The sequence below is a fragment of the Bacillus nitroreducens genome (assembly GCF_964021195.1).
On sequence record NZ_CAXHYI020000003.1, the window covers coordinates 862,370 to 881,257 of the forward strand.

The 18,888-nt window shown below is 41.3% G+C and carries 12 protein-coding genes, 10 tRNA genes and 3 rRNA genes; 2 read left to right on the forward strand and 23 right to left on the reverse strand.

Features of this window, described 5'->3' with window-relative positions; genetic code table 11:
• Positions 1-264: 264 nt before the first annotated feature.
• The 20 genes from glmM to ACWPVE_RS08115 all read right to left on the reverse strand — a co-directional run bounded on the left by glmM (position 265) and on the right by ACWPVE_RS08115 (position 13,397).
• Positions 265-1,611, reverse strand: coding sequence for a phosphoglucosamine mutase (glmM, locus tag ACWPVE_RS08020; RefSeq protein WP_453992328.1), 1,347 nt, complete (start codon positions 1,609-1,611; stop codon positions 265-267).
• Between the two features lie 34 nt (positions 1,612-1,645).
• A complete protein-coding gene (locus ACWPVE_RS08025) occupies positions 1,646-2,884 on the reverse strand; it encodes a CdaR family protein (protein WP_453992330.1) in 1,239 nt (412 codons plus the stop codon).
• On the reverse strand, positions 2,877-3,698 hold the full coding sequence (cdaA, locus tag ACWPVE_RS08030; RefSeq protein WP_453992332.1) for a diadenylate cyclase CdaA: 822 nt from the start codon (positions 3,696-3,698) through the stop codon (positions 2,877-2,879). Before cdaA ends, ACWPVE_RS08025 begins: the two co-directional genes overlap by 8 nt.
• Before the next feature lie 141 nt (positions 3,699-3,839).
• Complete coding sequence (locus ACWPVE_RS08035) at positions 3,840-4,472, reverse strand: zf-HC2 domain-containing protein (RefSeq protein ID WP_453992334.1); 633 nt, start codon at positions 4,470-4,472, stop codon at positions 3,840-3,842.
• A 12-nt stretch (positions 4,473-4,484) separates the two neighbouring features.
• Positions 4,485-5,048, reverse strand: a complete 564-nt coding sequence (sigW, locus tag ACWPVE_RS08040; RefSeq protein WP_453992336.1) for an RNA polymerase sigma factor SigW — start codon at positions 5,046-5,048, stop codon at positions 4,485-4,487.
• A 177-nt stretch (positions 5,049-5,225) separates the two neighbouring features.
• Positions 5,226-6,128: an arginase gene (rocF, locus tag ACWPVE_RS08045; RefSeq protein ID WP_453992338.1), complete on the reverse strand. Its 903-nt coding sequence runs from the start codon at positions 6,126-6,128 to the stop codon at positions 5,226-5,228.
• A gap of 389 nt (positions 6,129-6,517) precedes the next feature.
• A tRNA-Ala gene (locus ACWPVE_RS08050) sits at positions 6,518-6,593 on the reverse strand.
• A gap of 23 nt (positions 6,594-6,616) precedes the next feature.
• Positions 6,617-6,691: transfer RNA gene (locus ACWPVE_RS08055), tRNA-Gly, on the reverse strand.
• 6 nt (positions 6,692-6,697) lie between these two features.
• Positions 6,698-6,770, reverse strand: a tRNA-Lys gene (locus ACWPVE_RS08060).
• Positions 6,771-6,941: 171 nt separating this feature from the next.
• Positions 6,942-7,016 (reverse strand) — tRNA-Gln (locus tag ACWPVE_RS08065).
• A 156-nt stretch (positions 7,017-7,172) separates the two neighbouring features.
• A tRNA-Tyr gene (locus ACWPVE_RS08070) sits at positions 7,173-7,257 on the reverse strand.
• A 16-nt stretch (positions 7,258-7,273) separates the two neighbouring features.
• Positions 7,274-7,349, reverse strand: a tRNA-Thr gene (locus tag ACWPVE_RS08075).
• Between the two features lie 16 nt (positions 7,350-7,365).
• A tRNA-Val gene (locus ACWPVE_RS08080) sits at positions 7,366-7,441 on the reverse strand.
• A 34-nt stretch (positions 7,442-7,475) separates the two neighbouring features.
• A tRNA-Glu gene (locus ACWPVE_RS08085) sits at positions 7,476-7,550 on the reverse strand.
• A gap of 23 nt (positions 7,551-7,573) precedes the next feature.
• Positions 7,574-7,646: transfer RNA gene (locus ACWPVE_RS08090), tRNA-Thr, on the reverse strand.
• Between the two features lie 2 nt (positions 7,647-7,648).
• Positions 7,649-7,723 (reverse strand) — tRNA-Asn (locus ACWPVE_RS08095).
• A gap of 6 nt (positions 7,724-7,729) precedes the next feature.
• A 5S ribosomal RNA gene (gene rrf, locus ACWPVE_RS08100) occupies positions 7,730-7,845 on the reverse strand.
• Positions 7,846-7,942: 97 nt separating this feature from the next.
• Positions 7,943-10,874, reverse strand: a 23S ribosomal RNA gene (locus ACWPVE_RS08105).
• Between the two features lie 449 nt (positions 10,875-11,323).
• Positions 11,324-12,873 (reverse strand): 16S ribosomal RNA (locus tag ACWPVE_RS08110).
• Together the 16S, 23S and 5S rRNA genes with 10 tRNA genes alongside form the textbook arrangement of a ribosomal RNA operon.
• 293 nt (positions 12,874-13,166) lie before the next feature.
• Positions 13,167-13,397 (reverse strand): hypothetical protein, encoded by a 231-nt coding sequence (locus ACWPVE_RS08115; RefSeq protein WP_453992340.1) that lies wholly within the window; start codon positions 13,395-13,397, stop codon positions 13,167-13,169.
• A gap of 143 nt (positions 13,398-13,540) precedes the next feature.
• On the opposite strand from ACWPVE_RS08115, the gene pdaB reads away from it, so the two are divergent.
• A complete protein-coding gene (pdaB, locus tag ACWPVE_RS08120; protein ID WP_453992342.1) occupies positions 13,541-14,305 on the forward strand; it encodes a polysaccharide deacetylase family sporulation protein PdaB in 765 nt (254 codons plus the stop codon).
• Between the two features lie 98 nt (positions 14,306-14,403).
• On the opposite strand, the gene ACWPVE_RS08125 is transcribed toward pdaB, so the two are convergent.
• A complete protein-coding gene (locus tag ACWPVE_RS08125; protein WP_453992344.1) occupies positions 14,404-15,000 on the reverse strand; it encodes a KinB-signaling pathway activation protein in 597 nt (198 codons plus the stop codon).
• Between the two features lie 148 nt (positions 15,001-15,148).
• Between ACWPVE_RS08125 and gerD the strand changes: the two genes are divergently transcribed.
• Positions 15,149-15,745, forward strand: coding sequence for a spore germination lipoprotein GerD (gene gerD / locus ACWPVE_RS08130; protein ID WP_453992346.1), 597 nt, complete (start codon positions 15,149-15,151; stop codon positions 15,743-15,745).
• A 46-nt stretch (positions 15,746-15,791) separates the two neighbouring features.
• Here gerD and ACWPVE_RS08135 read toward each other — a convergent pair whose 3' ends face one another.
• On the reverse strand, positions 15,792-16,841 hold the full coding sequence (locus tag ACWPVE_RS08135; protein WP_453992348.1) for an Mrp/NBP35 family ATP-binding protein: 1,050 nt from the start codon (positions 16,839-16,841) through the stop codon (positions 15,792-15,794).
• Between the two features lie 63 nt (positions 16,842-16,904).
• On the reverse strand, positions 16,905-18,584 hold the full coding sequence (locus ACWPVE_RS08140) for an IS1182 family transposase (protein ID WP_453997417.1): 1,680 nt from the start codon (positions 18,582-18,584) through the stop codon (positions 16,905-16,907).
• Between the last annotated feature and the right edge of the window lie 304 nt (positions 18,585-18,888).

The following is an 18,888-nucleotide window of genomic DNA, read 5'->3' on the forward strand; positions in this document are numbered from 1 at the left end:
AATTCGATAAACCTCCACCTCGTCAACTAAACCTAAACAATTGCATATGCATTGTTATTTTTCCGTCCGTGGTTTAGTTCTGGCGCTTTGAATTTATTACTCTTTTAACCTCTATCCTCCTTTCAAAAGAACAAAAATAATCATACACCACAAAATCTAAACTAGTCAATCAAAACATGGAATAAATTTTCCATGTATACTAAAAAAATATGCATACATGGAACGAAATGTGCCAAGTATGCATATTTTTAATTAATACGTTTATTATTCAATTCCCATTTCTGCTTTTACAACAGCAACGATACGGCTTACATATTCCTTACATTGTTCTTCTGTTGGAGCTTCTGCCATTACCCTTACTAAAGGCTCAGTACCTGAAGGACGCACTAATATACGACCATTTCCATTCATTTCTGCTTCAACTTTTTCGATAACCTCTTTGATTACTGGATTATCGGTAACATGATGTTTATCCGAGACCTTCACATTCACTAATAGTTGCGGGAATGTCTTCATTTCACTCGCAAGCTCTGATAGAGGTTTCTTTGTCGTTTTCATTATATTCACTAATTGTAAACCTGTTAAGAGGCCATCACCTGTTGTATTGTAATCAAGGAAAATGATATGACCAGATTGTTCTCCGCCTAGGTTATACCCACTCTTCTTCATTTCTTCTACAACATATCGGTCTCCTACGGCCGTTTGTACACTTTCCATACCATTCTCTTCTAATGCTTTATAAAAGCCTAGATTACTCATAACGGTTGAAACAACTGTTTGATTCTTCAAGCGGCCTTGTTCTTTCAAATACTTTGCACATATGTACATGATTTGATCGCCATCTACAATGTTTCCATTTTCGTCAATTGCTATTAAACGATCTCCATCTCCATCGAATGCTAGTCCAACATCAGCGCCTTTTTCTTTTAAGAAAGCAGCTAAGGCTTCTGGATGTGTAGAGCCTACGCCATCGTTAATATTAAGACCGTTTGGAGAAGTTCCCATTGTTGAAATATCCGCGTCTAAATCAGCAAATAAATGTGTTGCAAGGGAAGATGTTGCACCGTGAGCGCAATCCAATGCCACATGAATACCTGTGAAATCCTCGTCCACTGTTTGTTTTAAGAATTGGAGATACTTTTGGCCACCTTCAAAATAATCGTTCACTTGTCCTAAATCTGCTCCGATTGGACGTGGAAGTTCATCTTCAGACTTATCTAGAAGTGCTTCAATTTCATTTTCCTGTTCATCAGAAAGCTTAAAACCATCTGGACCAAAGAACTTAATTCCATTGTCTTGTACTGGATTATGTGAAGCAGAAATCATAACTCCTGCTTCAGCACCTAAAGCCTTGGTTAAATAAGCTACACCTGGTGTTGAGATGACTCCTAAACGCATAACCTCTGCACCAATAGATAATAGTCCTGCTACAAGAGCACCTTCTAACATATGACCTGAAATACGAGTATCACGTCCAATGATAACCTTTGGTCTTTCTTTATCCTTTGTTAGCACATATCCTCCAAATCGTCCTACTTTAAAAGCGAGCTCTGGAGTTAATTCACTATTTGCAACACCACGAACACCATCTGTACCAAAATATTTTCCCATTTTAAATGATCTCTCCTTTTGCAGATACAAATATTCACCCTTCAATTTCAGTGATTCGTATCTTTGCCTTTTCTTGAGGTATTACCCATCTAACAGTCTCTGGGCCATTCACTTCTATATCTATTTCATGTTCACCAATCTCTAGATCGGTTACATCAATATATACTTCGAAATCAGTTGGACTTGTCCCTTCTATCACACTAGGTGCACCATGTATATCTATATCAATAGTTCCTGATTCAGGATTAAGGAAGGTCAAAGCAAATTCAGCTCCTAGGCCTTGGCTCGATATCGACAATTCTGAGAAGGTTTCCGATATCTCTTCTTCAACATCAACTGCAACTTCAATTTTTTCAGGTAATACTTGGATTACCCCTTTAGGTATCGGAACCTTCACTTCAATTGTAGTGTCCTCTTTTATTTTATCAAGGTCTATCTCACCTTCAATTGAAGATATCTCATCAATGACTTCCTTCGGTCCAAATATCGTAACTTGATTTGGAGTTGGCGTGATATTGACCAAACTTAACCCGTCTGCAAGCTTTCCTTTTTGTTTTAATGTAAAAGATACTGATTTATTCGGGCTAACGATTGGAACTGTAATTTCAACAACACTCGGTTCCACAGCTACCGACAATACATTTTGATTTCGATCGTAGACAGCTACCCGTGATTCCTGTGTAAAGGTTTCGGTTACACCTTTTAGATCAACAACCGCTTTTACCATAGCGATTCTTTCTATCTCTTCTAGTGCACCAGTAATTTTGACAACTCGAGGTGACACCACTGGTTGTTCAATTGTATATCCTTCTTCTACTTGGTCACGGTTAACAAAGTCAACTTCAACAGGGAATTCTTTTGTTACTTTTTCCTGAATGACCACAGTGATTTCAGCAGGATCAATTTTAACTTTTATTTTTTCAGAGATATTTCGATATTGCAATTTCACCTTATGAGTACCGACAGTTAACTGTGTAAGGTCTGCATAGACTTCAATTTCCTTTTGTAGCCCTTCCCGTTTTGTAACGCCAGATGGACCTTCAATTGTTACATTCACATATTGAGGGACTCCAGATACAACTAGATTTTGATCATCATAGTATGTATTGACAGGAATCTCCGTTAATGTTTCTGAGTAATTGGAAAACAATGGTATACCTGCAGGACTCTTTGATGCAGGCTGATTTTCAAAACTAACAGACGCAAATAAAAGTAATGCAAGTAACAATGCAATAATCCGTGTGACCCAACGGTTATCCATTAATCTATCCATTCTTTTTCCCCCTCCATTGCCATAGTGGATGAGAGGTATTGCGTTCGGCTATCACTAGTTCTTGATTTAATAAATCACGAAATGCGTCTGGTTTCAAATCACGGTGAAGTTCTCCGTTCTTTGTTATTGACACACTTCCTGTTTCCTCTGAAACAATAATGGTTATGCTGTCTGTTACCTCACTAATCCCAAGTGCTGCTCGGTGACGTGTTCCCAATTCTTTTGAGATAAATGGACTCTCCGAAAGTGGTAAATAACAAGCTGCAGCTGCTACCTGGTTTTTTTGGATAATCACAGCACCATCATGTAAAGGTGTATTTGGGATAAAGATATTAATTAATAATTCAGATGAAATCGCTGAATGTAGTGGGATTCCTGTTTCGACATAATCCCCCATTCCTGTTTGCCGCTCAATTGAAATAAGTGCACCGATTCGACGCTTTGCCATATAATCAGTCGCTTTTGTTATGGCTTCAACTAAATTGGCCTGTTGGTCATCTTCATCTGTACCGCCTCTTGAAAATATTTTCCCACGACCAAGTTGTTCCAATGCCCTTCGCAATTCAGGTTGGAAGATCACGATAATCGCTAAGAATCCCCAATCCATTACTTGGTCGACTAACCAAAACAATGTATGTAATTCTAACAGGCTGCTTAAAAGCCTGATAAACACGATAACAATGATACCCTTCAGTAACTGAACCGCTTTCGTTCCGCGTATGAGGGTCAATAATTTATATATCACATACCAGACAAGGAGAACATCTAGAAAAATGCCGAGGTAACCTAATAAAGGGAGTTCATTAAATGACATTCTCACACTTCCTCTATGAAATAATCCAAAACACATAGTTGGCCATAATATTATATCATATATCATTCCTACACCAAGTACAAATTGGTAGGAGGATAAGCTTAATTTTCTAGAATAAAATAGACCATCGTGTTCGATGGTCTATTTTTCTTCATCTTCATGATCAAATACATGAATAACGTCTGTTCCTATTTTTTTCATATGATACCAAAGCCATTCAAATATTTGATTGACTTCTTTTATTTCACCTGTCACATTTCCAGCTGCTGCCATATACTTTTCACCATTAATGACAGTGACATTTCCATCTACAGCTCCCTCAATCACAATCTTTCCGTTTCTCACAACGACGTCTCCAGATATTGTTTCACCTTCTGGGACAATTACAGTATTGTTTTCAACTATTAAGTTCGGCTGTTTGGATACTGAGAATTCATCACTTTCACTCCAAACTGAAAAGAGACTTCCTGCCATTAGTACAAGGAAGAGTGAGGCCGCCGTTAGCATCGGATGCTCTCTAAACCATCGTCTAAAGCTTACAGTACGTTTTTCCTTCGGTAAATTTTGCATGACTTTTAATGTGAAATCACTAGGTGCAGAAATGTGAGAAGTACTTTGTACCAACGCAATGGTCTTCTTTAATTCATGAAAATGTTGCTGGCATGATTCGCATGTTTGCAAATGCTCACGCAGTACCTTCTCTTCCTCTTCAGAAATGTCCTCATCCAGGTAATTGTGCATAAGTTCTGTTATGTCTTTTTCTGAACAGTTCATTTTTTCTCACCCCTATACATGTCGAAGCTGGTTTCGTAAAGCTTCTCGGCCTCTGTGGATTCTTGTTTTCACTGTGCCAATAGGCAGGTCAAGAATTTCACCAATTTCTTTAAGCGAAAACTCCTCGATGTATTTTAAAACAATGACGGAACGATACTTTTCAGGAAGCTTCAAAATTTCCGCTTGAATTTGTTCTTGAAGTTCCATTGTCTCAAGCTCGTCCTCTGGTAATGCGGCATCTGCAGCGACTTGTGAATACATAGTTAGTCCATCAGAGCCTGCAATTTCTGCATCAAGGTAGTAATCAGGTTTTTTCTTTCGTATGCGGTCAATTGACAGATTCGTCGCAATACGATACAACCATGTTGAAAATTTTTTATTCATATCATAGCTATGAATATTAACATATGCACGAATAAAGGCCTCTTGTGCAATATCTTCTGCCTCATGTCGATTTCCCAGCATACGATAACTTATCTGAAAAACCTTGTCTTTGTAGAACTCTACAATCTCTGCAAATGCACTCTGATCTCCATTTTTAATCTGCCTAATTCTGTTTTTTATGATTGTCTCCATTTTGCTACCTCCGCTCATTGCGGGTATCATTATTTACGAATGACCTTCAAAAAGGTTTCATTTTCTCCATAACTTTCATTTTAACAAATTTTGGATGGTTTATGTGAATGGAAATCAAACATTTACACATTATTTAAAAAAAGACAGTATCTCTTTTACTGAGATACTGTATTGTTATTATAAAAGCTTTTCTCCAAATAGAGAACCCATTAAAGCCACTGCGACGGAAGCTGTTTTATTTTTGTCATCTAATATCGGATTCACCTCTACAAATTCAGCTGAAGTAATCAATTTGGATTCCTCTAACATTTCCATAGCTAAGTGACTTTCTCTGTAATTAATACCTCCAAGTACTGGAGTTCCAACTCCTGGAGCATCATGTGGATCCAGTCCATCTAAATCCAATGATAAATGGACCCCATCAGTTTTTTCTTTCAAATATGCTATTGTTTCTTCCATAACCTTAGTCATACCTAGTCGATCGATTTCATGCATGGTATAGACCTTAATTCCAAGCTGTTTAATTAATTCCTTTTCACCTTCATCAAGGGCTCTTGCCCCAATAAGAACAATATTTTCCGGTTTGATTTTTGGACTATATCCTGCGATATCTGTTAATCGTTTATGACCGAGTCCAAGACTAGCTGCTAGAGGCATTCCGTGTATATTTCCTGAAGGTGATGTTTCGGCTGTGTTCAAATCACCGTGAGCATCATACCAGATAACCCCTAGATTTTGATAATGTTTTGCAATTCCAGCAAGCGAACCAATTGCAATACTGTGGTCACCACCTAGGACAAGTGGAAATCTTCCATTTTGAATAACCTTGTCAACTGTAGCCGCAAGTTTTTCATTCGCTTCAGATACTTTCTCGAGGTTCTTTAAATTTTCATCCTTTGCTACTTCCTCACGAGTAGGACGTGTTATCTCAATATCTCCTAAATCATCTATATTATATTTAAGGCGCTCTAAACGCTCTACAACACCCGCATAACGGATAGCACTGGGTCCCATGTCAACGCCTCTACGCATCTGACCTAAGTCCATTGGAACCCCAATAATCGAAATATCCTTCTTCATAAATAAATGAACCTCCTTCTCCCATATATCCCTATTTTCCTACTTTTTATAGAATGACTCAACTCGACAAAAACATGTATATATATGCAATGTATAGAAGGAATCAATTGAAACAGTGAAGGAGTTTAATGAATGATTCCTAACATCGCTTTCATCTTATAAAAAGTATTTATACCCGTTAACCTATATGAAAACGCACCTCTAGATAAAATGTGTCTTAAATAAGGTAAAACATCATCTTAGCTGAAATGGCTTTTAACCTTTGAATAATTATAGTGTATAGATAAGATTCTGTTAGGAATATAAAAAAATTTAACCGCTTGATCAAACATGTAATTTTTGCAAAAAAAAAATAAACCTCTATGGTTTATTGTGAATTTTATGGAATTTGGTGGAGCCTAGCGGGATCGAACCGCTGACCTCCTGCGTGCAAGGCAGGCGCTCTCCCAGCTGAGCTAAGGCCCCCAAATAGAAAAAGAAGTAGTTCATGGAGCGGAAGACGGGATTCGAACCCGCGACCCCCACCTTGGCAAGGTGGTGTTCTACCACTGAACTACTTCCGCATGAGATGAGCCATGAAGGACTCGAACCTTCGACCCTCTGATTAAAAGTCAGATGCTCTACCAACTGAGCTAATGGCTCGTATAAGTATTATGCAGATAAATTTAGATAACAAATTAAACTACGACGTCCCAATCTCAGAAAGTTTACGCAAGTAGCAACTCGATTGGTACGCTGAAGAATGTGCTCCGAAGCATACTCTTTCGTGCTCTACCAACTGAGCTAATGGCTCAAACGAAACTATTATGAAAATGGCTGGGCTAGCAGGATTCGAACCTACGAATGACGGAGTCAAAGTCCGTTGCCTTACCACTTGGCTATAGCCCATCAATGTAATCAATTACTCTTTTATTTTGCACATATAACGAACAAATTATGAGTTAGTTGATAAGTAAAATTGTTGAATAATTTCCAAAAAAATAGCCTGCTTCATCCTTTTGATTAAATCCAAAGAAAGAATAATGGCCTATTATCTTATAGAAATGGTGGAGGGGGACGGATTCGAACCGCCGAACCCTGAGGGAGCGGATTTACAGTCCGCCGCGTTTAGCCACTTCGCTACCCCTCCATCATTAAATTTAAAATGGTGCCGGCGATAGGAGTCGAACCCACGACCTACTGATTACAAGTCAGTTGCTCTACCAACTGAGCTACACCGGCATTATTAGGTTTAAAATGGTGGAGGATGACGGGCTCGAACCGCCGACCCCCTGCTTGTAAGGCAGGTGCTCTCCCAGCTGAGCTAATCCTCCGACGCACAAGATGTGCTAATGCTACTAACATTAATGGTGACCCGTACGGGATTCGAACCCGTGTTACCGCCGTGAAAGGGCGGTGTCTTAACCGCTTGACCAACGGGCCAATAATATAAAGTCTCTTTTTTAAGCTTCCAAGCGGGCTCGAACCGCTGACCTCTTCCTTACCATGGAAGTGCTCTACCAGCTGAGCTATGGAAGCAATGGCTCCGCAGGTAGGATTCGAACCTACGACCGATCGGTTAACAGCCGATAGCTCTACCACTGAGCTACTGCGGAATAAAAGCTTAGCGACGTCCTACTCTCACAGGGGCAATGCCCCAACTACCATCGGCGCTGAAGAGCTTAACTTCCGTGTTCGGTATGGGAACGGGTGTGACCTCTTCGCTATCGTCACTAAACTATTAGAAGGATTCATTCCTTCAAAACTAGATAACGTACGCACATTCATTCATTTGTCTTGCTACGGCTCCTATACAGTCGCCTTCGCAATTCTATTTGGTTAAGTCCTCGATCGATTAGTATCAGTCAGCTGCACATGTCACCATGCTTCCACCTCTGACCTATCAACCTCGTCATCTTCGAGGGATCTTACTAGTTTAACACTATGGGAAATCTCATCTTGAGGGGGGCTTCATGCTTAGATGCTTTCAGCACTTATCCCTTCCACACATAGCTACCCAGCTATGCCCTTGGCAGGACAACTGGTACACCAGCGGTGTGTCCATCCCGGTCCTCTCGTACTAAGGACAGCTCCTCTCAAATTTCCTACGCCCACGACGGATAGGGACCGAACTGTCTCACGACGTTCTGAACCCAGCTCGCGTACCGCTTTAATGGGCGAACAGCCCAACCCTTGGGACCGACTACAGCCCCAGGATGCGATGAGCCGACATCGAGGTGCCAAACCTCCCCGTCGATGTGGACTCTTGGGGGAGATAAGCCTGTTATCCCCGGGGTAGCTTTTATCCGTTGAGCGATGGCCCTTCCATGCGGAACCACCGGATCACTAAGCCCGACTTTCGTCCCTGCTCGACTTGTAGGTCTCGCAGTCAAGCTCCCTTGTGCCTTTACACTCTACGAATGATTTCCAACCATTCTGAGGGAACCTTTGGGCGCCTCCGTTACTCTTTAGGAGGCGACCGCCCCAGTCAAACTGCCCACCTGACACTGTCTCCAAGGCCGATAAGGCCTTCGGGTTAGAATTTCAATACAGCCAGGGTAGTATCCCACCGACGCCTCCACCGAAGCTAGCGCTCCGGCTTCCAAGGCTCCTACCTATCCTGTACAAGCTGTACCAAAATTCAATATCAGGTTGCAGTAAAGCTCCACGGGGTCTTTCCGTCCTGTCGCGGGTAACCTGCATCTTCACAGGTACTATAATTTCACCGAGTCTCTCGTTGAGACAGTGCCCAGATCGTTACACCTTTCGTGCGGGTCAGAACTTACCTGACAAGGAATTTCGCTACCTTAGGACCGTTATAGTTACGGCCGCCGTTTACTGGGGCTTCGATTCAGAGCTTCGCTTGCGCTAACCCCTCCTCTTAACCTTCCAGCACCGGGCAGGTGTCAGCCCCTATACTTCGCCTTGCGGCTTCGCAGAGACCTGTGTTTTTGCTAAACAGTCGCCTGGGCCTATTCACTGCGGCTTTTCAGGGCTATGCACCCTAAAAAGCACCCCTTCTCCCGAAGTTACGGGGTCATTTTGCCGAGTTCCTTAACGAGAGTTCTCTCGATCACCTTAGGATTCTCTCCTCGCCTACCTGTGTCGGTTTGCGGTACGGGCACCATTTACCTCGCTAGAAGCTTTTCTTGGCAGTGTGGAATCAGGAACTTCGGTACTATATTTCCCTCGCCATCACAGCTCAACCTTACGGTAAGCGGATTTGCCTACTTACCAGTCTAACTGCTTGGACGCACATATCCAACAGTGCGCTTACCCTATCCTCCTGCGTCCCTCCATCGCTCAAACGGTAAAGAGGTGGTACAGGAATATCAACCTGTTGTCCATCGCCTACGCTTTTCAGCCTCGGCTTAGGTCCCGACTAACCCTGAGCGGACGAGCCTTCCTCAGGAAACCTTAGGCATTCGGTGGAGGGGATTCTCACCCCTCTTTCGCTACTCATACCGGCATTCTCACTTCTAAGCGCTCCACCAGTCCTCACGGTCTGACTTCGCTGCACTTAGAACGCTCTCCTACCATTGTTCGTAAGAACAATCCACAGCTTCGGTGATACGTTTAGCCCCGGTACATTTTCGGCGCAGAGTCACTCGACCAGTGAGCTATTACGCACTCTTTAAATGGTGGCTGCTTCTAAGCCAACATCCTGGTTGTCTAAGCAACTCCACATCCTTTTCCACTTAACGTATACTTTGGGACCTTAGCTGGTGGTCTGGGCTGTTTCCCTCTTGACTACGGATCTTATCACTCGCAGTCTGACTCCCGAGAATCAAGTCTTTGGCATTCGGAGTTTGACTGAATTCGGTAACCCGATGAGGGCCCCTAGTCCAATCAGTGCTCTACCTCCAAGACTCTATACTCGAGGCTAGCCCTAAAGCTATTTCGGAGAGAACCAGCTATCTCCAAGTTCGATTGGAATTTCTCCGCTACCCACACCTCATCCCCGCACTTTTCAACGTACGTGGGTTCGGGCCTCCATTCAGTGTTACCTGAACTTCACCCTGGACATGGGTAGATCACCTGGTTTCGGGTCTACGACCACGTACTCATTCGCCCTATTCAGACTCGCTTTCGCTGCGGCTCCGTCTCTCCGACTTAACCTTGCACGTAATCGTAACTCGCCGGTTCATTCTACAAAAGGCACGCCATCACACATGAATGTGCTTTGACTACTTGTAGGCACACGGTTTCAGGTTCTATTTCACTCCCCTCCCGGGGTGCTTTTCACCTTTCCCTCACGGTACTGGTTCACTATCGGTCACTAGGGAGTATTTAGCCTTGGGAGATGGTCCTCCCAGCTTCCGACGGGATTTCACGTGTCCCGCCGTACTCAGGATCCACTCAAGAGAGAACGAAGTTTCGACTACAGGGTTGTTACCTTCTCTGACGGACCTTTCCAGGTCGCTTCGTCTACTTCGCTCTTTTGTAACTCCGTATAGAGTGTCCTACAACCCCAAGAGGCAAGCCTCTTGGTTTGGGCTATCTTCCGTTTCGCTCGCCGCTACTCAGGAAATCGCGTTTGCTTTCTCTTCCTCTGGGTACTTAGATGTTTCAGTTCCCCAGGTCTACCTTCGCTTACCCTATGAATTCAGGTAAGGATACTGCCCCATTACGAGCAGTGGGTTTCCCCATTCGGAAATCTTCGGATCAATGCTTACTTACAGCTCCCCGAAGCATATCGGTGTTAGTACCGTCCTTCATCGGCTCCTAGTGCCAAGGCATCCACCGTGCGCCCTTTATAACTTAACCTGTTCGGCTTCGATAAGCTTCAAATTTCTTCGCTTCTCATGCGCCTATAAGTTTAAAGAACTTTACTTCAATGAATGTTTTGTTACGTTATCTAGTTTTCAAGGAACGAAGCTACTGACTTCAATCACATCGTAATTTACATCAGTGAATAGTCTCCATGCAGCTTTGCGCTGAGGAATTAATCATCATTGACTAATCTTGCAGACGCAAGCGCAATTGATTTTTGCGAAAGGCAAAAATCGACCTTTGAGAGAAAAAGCACTCTCAAAACTGACCACAATACAAAACGTCTTTTTATGAAGTTCGTAGAACTTCTATTGTCTAGCTACGGTTCCTAGCCTCTCGAGGTTGCTTCACTTCTTCTGTCAAAGTCTGCTGACTTTTCCTTCAGAAGTTCCAGCACTTGTCGAGGCTGAACAGTCACCTTCGCTTTTCGACTTTTTCCTTAGAAAGGAGGTGATCCAGCCGCACCTTCCGATACGGCTACCTTGTTACGACTTCACCCCAATCATCTGTCCCACCTTAGGCGGCTGGCTCCTTACGGTTACCCCACCGACTTCGGGTGTTACAAACTCTCGTGGTGTGACGGGCGGTGTGTACAAGGCCCGGGAACGTATTCACCGCGGCATGCTGATCCGCGATTACTAGCGATTCCGGCTTCATGCAGGCGAGTTGCAGCCTGCAATCCGAACTGAGAATGGTTTTATGGGATTGGCTTAACCTCGCGGTTTCGCTGCCCTTTGTACCATCCATTGTAGCACGTGTGTAGCCCAGGTCATAAGGGGCATGATGATTTGACGTCATCCCCACCTTCCTCCGGTTTGTCACCGGCAGTCACCTTAGAGTGCCCAACTGAATGCTGGCAACTAAGATCAAGGGTTGCGCTCGTTGCGGGACTTAACCCAACATCTCACGACACGAGCTGACGACAACCATGCACCACCTGTCACTCTGTCCCCGAAGGGAACGTCCTATCTCTAGGAGTGTCAGAGGATGTCAAGACCTGGTAAGGTTCTTCGCGTTGCTTCGAATTAAACCACATGCTCCACCGCTTGTGCGGGCCCCCGTCAATTCCTTTGAGTTTCAGTCTTGCGACCGTACTCCCCAGGCGGAGTGCTTAATGCGTTGACTTCAGCACTAAAGGGCGGAAACCCTCTAACACTTAGCACTCATCGTTTACGGCGTGGACTACCAGGGTATCTAATCCTGTTCGCTCCCCACGCTTTCGCGCCTCAGCGTCAGTTACAGACCAGAGAGCCGCCTTCGCCACTGGTGTTCCTCCACATCTCTACGCATTTCACCGCTACACGTGGAATTCCGCTCTCCTCTTCTGCACTCAAGTCCCCCAGTTTCCAATGACCCTCCACGGTTGAGCCGTGGGCTTTCACATCAGACTTAAAGGACCGCCTGCGCGCGCTTTACGCCCAATAATTCCGGATAACGCTTGCCACCTACGTATTACCGCGGCTGCTGGCACGTAGTTAGCCGTGGCTTTCTGGTTAGGTACCGTCAAGGTACCGCCCTATTCGAACGATACTTGTTCTTCCCTAACAACAGAGCTTTACGATCCGAAGACCTTCTTCGCTCACGCGGCGTTGCTCCGTCAGACTTTCGTCCATTGCGGAAGATTCCCTACTGCTGCCTCCCGTAGGAGTCTGGGCCGTGTCTCAGTCCCAGTGTGGCCGATCACCCTCTCAGGTCGGCTACGCATCGTTGCCTTGGTGAGCCGTTACCTCACCAACTAGCTAATGCGCCGCGGGCCCATCCGTAAGTGATAGCGAGAAGCCATCTTTTAATATAAGACCATGTGGTCTCATATGTTATCCGGTATTAGCTCCGGTTTCCCGAAGTTATCCCAGTCTTACAGGTAGGTTGCCCACGTGTTACTCACCCGTCCGCCGCTAATCTTTGGGAGCAAGCTCCCTTAGATTCGCTCGACTTGCATGTATTAGGCACGCCGCCAGCGTTCATCCTGAGCCAGGATCAAACTCTCCAATAGAGTATTGATTGCTCAATAAATTTGTTACTTAGAATTAACGTTGACGCTTGTATTGTGTTCAGTTTTCAAAGAACTTTTTAACATGTCGCTCAGAAGCGACTTTTTTAATTTAACATATCAACATTTTAAAGTCAATACTTTTTTTAAAATCTTTTTTAAAATTTTCAGTGCCGTCGGTGACGACGTTTATTAATATATCATCGTCTGATTCCTATGTCAACAATCTATTTATAAAAAATAATTATATTTGTAAGAGGACCATATGAACTTATACAATCCTCTTCTACGCTTTATTACCCTTTTTTACTGTTCACCTTTTTAGAACGAATATACCTGCTGCATTCTGAGGGATCAGCAATTCTTTTAAATAACCGAAATAAAATTTGATACCTTTCTTCCATCGCTCGTTTCACGATATGGTCGATTCTTGAATCTTCCACATCAAATAATATCTCATCCATTTCTCTCTTTAATAGGTATTCTAATTCTTTAACTTCAATTTGATCAACTAATAATCCAATCATAGTTTCACCTCGTGCTTATAGTAATTCTAGTTATTTCCAGAATTGGTTATTTTATTAATTATTTTCCCTATAACATTTACACATAAATTAAGAAGACAAGCATATTATTTAGACAGAGAATGCTTTGAACAAGGAGGATAATCATGAACTTTTTTTACATCCTGAGTAGCAAAAGAATTAAACAAACGTTAATTATTCTTTTCGCATCCTTATTTACAGCCAGTATATTTTATATAGAAAAGGGCAATATCGCCCCTGTCTTCTCAACAGAAAATGGACCAAGAGTAATTTATAAAGGAGAAAAGAATAAAAAGAACGTTGCACTTACGTTTAATATTAGTTGGGGCGACACAAAGGCTTTACCTATTATTGATACCTTGAAAAATGAAGGTGTAACCAATGCAACCTTTTTCCTATCTGGCTCTTGGGCAGAACGCCATCCACAAATTGTTGAACGGATTGTTAAAGATGGACATCAAATCGGAATCAAAGGATATGATTATAAAAACTATACTGAATTAGAAGATGCACAAATAAAGAAAGATATTTATAAGGCACAGGATGTATTTAAGAAAATGGGGGTCAAAACTGTTACCTTTTTCAGGACACCAGATGGAAACTTTGATTCAAGAGTGGTAAAAATATTAGATTCAGTTGGATTAACTCTCGTTCACTGGAGTATTGATTCGAATGATTGGAACAATCCAGGAGTAACGAGAATATCTAGTAATGTGTTGGATAATGTAAAGGGTGGAGACATTATTTTGTTCCACGCTTCTGATTCTGCTAAACAAACTGCTGAGGCACTTCCTGGTATTTTAAAGGGAATTAAAAATAAGGGCCTTTCATTTGTAACAGTAAGTGATATGTTAGATAACGCCGACGTTAAGAGTGAAGTTGTTGAATAGACGGTATGAACTAGAGCTTTTATCATTCAGCTTACAAAGGATTAGGTAGATAAAATTCACGTATGCAAATAGACATAGAAAAAGCTGATCTAATTGGATCAGCTTTTTTGTTTCGTTATTTTTGGCAGTATTAATAATTGATACGCATTACAAACTAATAGTGGAAAAATCCATAAATACAACCAACTCTCATCATTCACCCTGATTGCTGGAACCCATTCAATCACAGTTACAACAAACATAAAGAACAATGCAGGTAAAAACGCCTTACTATTTGTCTGTTTTCTTTTAAAGTAAGCAATAATTAACGCAAAGACTAAAAGGCCTACTGGTACCAATACATATTCAGTGATACTTTCTCCTTCAACTGCAAACACCTGATATCGGAAATAGATTAAATCAAATAAAACAAATGCTATTAACACAATTTGCGCGGGACTCCAAGCACCTTTAAATAACCCTTGTCCTATTCGGTGAACAGTTAAATAGGCGAAGAAACCCATTTGGCTAATAATACTAAAAATAAATCCAACACCAATTAGCCAAAATACTACCATTAGTATTTCAACGAAATCTGATGCCAAAAATAAATCTTTATATTCACTCCATTTAACAGCAAAACCAGTAATAATTGTGCTAATCGCGCCAACTAGTAAGGTAGAAAGGAACAACCTTACCCAATTTCGACTTTTCACGACATAATCCCCCACTCCATATATTCACCATATGATTGTACCAAAAGGTCGGGGATGAATGCCAGTTTATCACCATGTAATACGTGAATATTTTTTAACAAAAAAAGCATATTAACTAGTAAGGATCCCTTATGAAAGGAGCTTTTAAATGAGAAAATGGATATCGCTCCTCCTCATTATTAGTTTTCTATTGTCAATCGTAGGCTGTGCCCCTGCAAATGTCGATCAAAATCGAATGGATTATGATGAAACAAAAAAAATGGTAGTCGATATATTAAAAACCGATGATGGTAAAAAGGCAATCGAAGAACTCATGCGAGATGAGAAGATCAAGCAGCACCTCGTTATGGATCAAGCCATTGTAAAAGATTCCATCCGTGAAACTCTTACTTCGGATAATGGGGTTGAGTTTTGGAAAAAAACATTCGAGGATACGAAGTTTGTAGAAGATTTTGCAAAAAGTATGCAAACGGAGCACGAAAAACTCATTAAAGACTTAATGAAGGATCCCGATTATCAAAAAATGATGATGGATATCTTAAAAAATCCTGAGATGGAAGAACAACTCATGGATGTCTTAAAAAGCCAAGAATACAGAAAGCACCTCCAAACAGTCATCAGTGAAACGCTTGAAAGTCCGTTATATAAAGCAAAAATTGAAGATATTCTTATTAAAGCAGCAGAAGATATGCAAAAAGAGGAAAAGGCAAAAAAAGATGAAGGAGAAGGTAGCGGTAATAGCTAATTCTCAAAATATAAAGACCCTCCTAAATTAAAGGAGGGTCTTTATATTACATTGCATCAATCACACGTTTTGCAATTTCGTTATAAATTTTTCCTGTTGGGTGATCTTCATCATATACTGATGGAGCAAAATCATCGTCATTCCAGTCAGGCTGTCCTAATGGAATTTTCCCTAGTAACGATGTTTGAAGCTCATCCGCTAGTTTCTCTCCGCCACCTTTACCAAATACATATTCCTTTTCACCTGTAACTTTGCTTTCAAAGTAGGACATATTCTCAATAACACCAAGTATTTCATGTTCCGTACGAAGAGCCATTGCACCCGCTCTTGCTGCTACGAATGCAGCCGTAGGGTGTGGTGTTGTAACAATAATTTCTTTGCAGTGCGGAAGCATCGTATGAACATCTAGCGCAACGTCGCCTGTACCTGGAGGTAAGTCTAGTACTAAGAAGTCAAGGTCTCCCCACTCAACTTCATTAAAGAAGTTATTTAACATTTTACCGAGCATTGGTCCACGCCAAATAACTGGTGAATTGTCCTCTACAAAGAATCCCATTGAGATTACTTTTACCCCTTTTCTTTCTACAGGGATAATTTTTTCTCCACTAACAGTCGGGCGGTTTGTAATACCCATCATATCTGGAACACTAAATCCGTATATATCCGCATCTATAATCCCAACTTTTTTCCCTAGTCTTGCTAAGGATACAGCTAAGTTTACAGAAACAGTTGATTTACCTACACCACCCTTACCACTTGCAACAGCAATAAAGGTTGTTTGGTTAACAGGTGATAATAACGGCGCAGACTCTTCAGAAGATTCGGTCTTAAATTTAGCTAGTTCTTCCGCTGATAATTCGGTAAAACGGAGACCGACTGAATCTGCTCCCGCTTGTTTCAATGCATTTACAATCTGAGTTTGAAGCTGTAGCTGTTCCCCTGTACCTGTTTTTGATAGAGCAATTTTTACGCTAACATGATTCTTTTCTTCTTTTATTTTAATCTCTTGGATGGCATTCGTTTCTTCGAATGTTCTATGTAGAAATGGATCTTGAAGCTGTCGTAAAACATCTCTCACTTGTTGCTCAGTTAACATATTAACACCACCTAAACTCTGTATTCGGTTTCATCTCCTCCATTATACCATACCTGTCCATATTTATAGTGTGAGGAGCATCATATATATCACAAAAGGGGCTGTCCGATAAGTCCTAAAAAATAAGGCAAGGGAGAAAAACGACCGTTTTTCTCCCTTGCCTTTTTGTTTTTTTCGATTTTTCTCTGAAAGTAGCTGGCGTATGCCTGCTACTTTCAATATATTGTGGGCTAATGCCACAATTCCAAACTCGACATATACTTTGTCGAGCCCCCGCAGAGAAAATCTGCGAAACGACCTATTGCCCTTGATGTGACCGAACACACTTTCTACTTCAACTTTACGTTGAGCGTAGATAGCGGACTTTTCATCACATTCAAGGGCTGTTTTAGCCTTGGCTTTCATTTCTTCAAAAATCGTATTCCAATGAATCTGACGATTCCCTTTTGCTTTTGTGCATTGTGCTTTTAGTGGACAATCGGTACAATCTTCACATTCATATATTTTAAAACTTTGCTCGTAGCCAGATTTATTCTTTTTATTCAGGTATTTTTTAAACGTTACTTTCATTCCTTTCGGGCAAATAAAATAGTCGTCATCTTCCACGTAAGTCCAATTTTTTGCGTTTTTGATGTCTTTTTTATATTTACGGGTTTGTTCCTGTACATAGCTTCCATACGGAATAAGAAACTCGAATCGTTGCTCTTTCTCATCTCCGACAGCGTAAACATAATTCTCCTCACTACCATATCCTGCATCGGCAATAACCGTTTTGGGTATTGGTAAAGAAGAAGCTGCCAGTTTCTCCATATGAGGGATGAAGCACCGAGTGTCTGTTGGGCGTTGATGTATTGTATAGTATAGAATAAACTGGTTTTCTGTTCCTACTTGTACGTTGTATCCTGGCTTAAGTTGGCCATTTTTCATATGATCTTCTTTCATACGCATGAAGGTGGCATCTTTGTCCGTTTTAGAATAACTATTACGATCACCTAAAACTTCATTATGTTCCTTATATTTAGTCATACGAGGTATAAAATCCTCACGGATTTGCTTGATTGATTTCTTTAATTGACTCCGTTCTTGCCTTTTTTCTTTTCGAACGTCTTTATCTGTTTCGCTATCAATTACCTTTGTTAATGCCTCAACTTTTTCCTCAAGTTCTTCGGCAACTTCTACTAATTCCTGTTCAGTGATTTCTTGTTCCTGATTTATTAATTCTTCTGGTTGTGCTTCTGCCCTGGTTATTTCATGGATATGCTGAAGGGTTTCCTTGATTTTTTCTTTTAATTTCTCTTCAAAATTTGAAGTAGCACGTTTCCATACAAAACTATACTTGTTGGCGTTGGCTTCAATCTTGGTGCCATCCAAAAAGTAGCTTTCGAATGTTATGTAGTTCTCTTCAATCAACTTGTGAATCATTGCTTCGAATAGTTCATCCATAAAGTCTTTCATGCGTCCCCCACGGAACTCATTAATTGTACGGAAATCTGGTTGTTGCATCGCTGACAACCACATAGCTGGGATACTTTCATTTGCTAATTTTTCTATCCCTCGGCAAGAATAAACCTTCTGGGAATAACCATAAAGGATAATTTTAAGCATCATTTTGGGATGGTAAGAACTTCTGCCACCGCCTACATAGTATGAAAATAGATTTTCATCAGGAATAGCTTCAACCATTTCGTCTACTACACGGGCCTCGTGATGTTGTGGAATAAGAGATTCGATATCATAAATCATTTGAATTTGTCGATTATCGTAGGGTTTGAAAGTAGGGGCTAATTGTCTTGGATTAGGTTCTTTTTGTTTTTCTTCATTTTGAACTTCTAGTTTCTCCTCTTCGAACTCTGGAAAAAGGGAAGTTTGCGTGTTATAATTTTCATTAGTAATCAATTGATTGCTCATAAAAAATCATCCTTTCTGGAATGTTGTGTGGTAACTTCATTTTACTAAAAAGGATGATTTTTTTGTGTGTTTTTTTAAAAGTTACGAGTCAATACTATTAAATTTTGTAACCTTGTTGATTGTAGCGGAAGGTACGAGA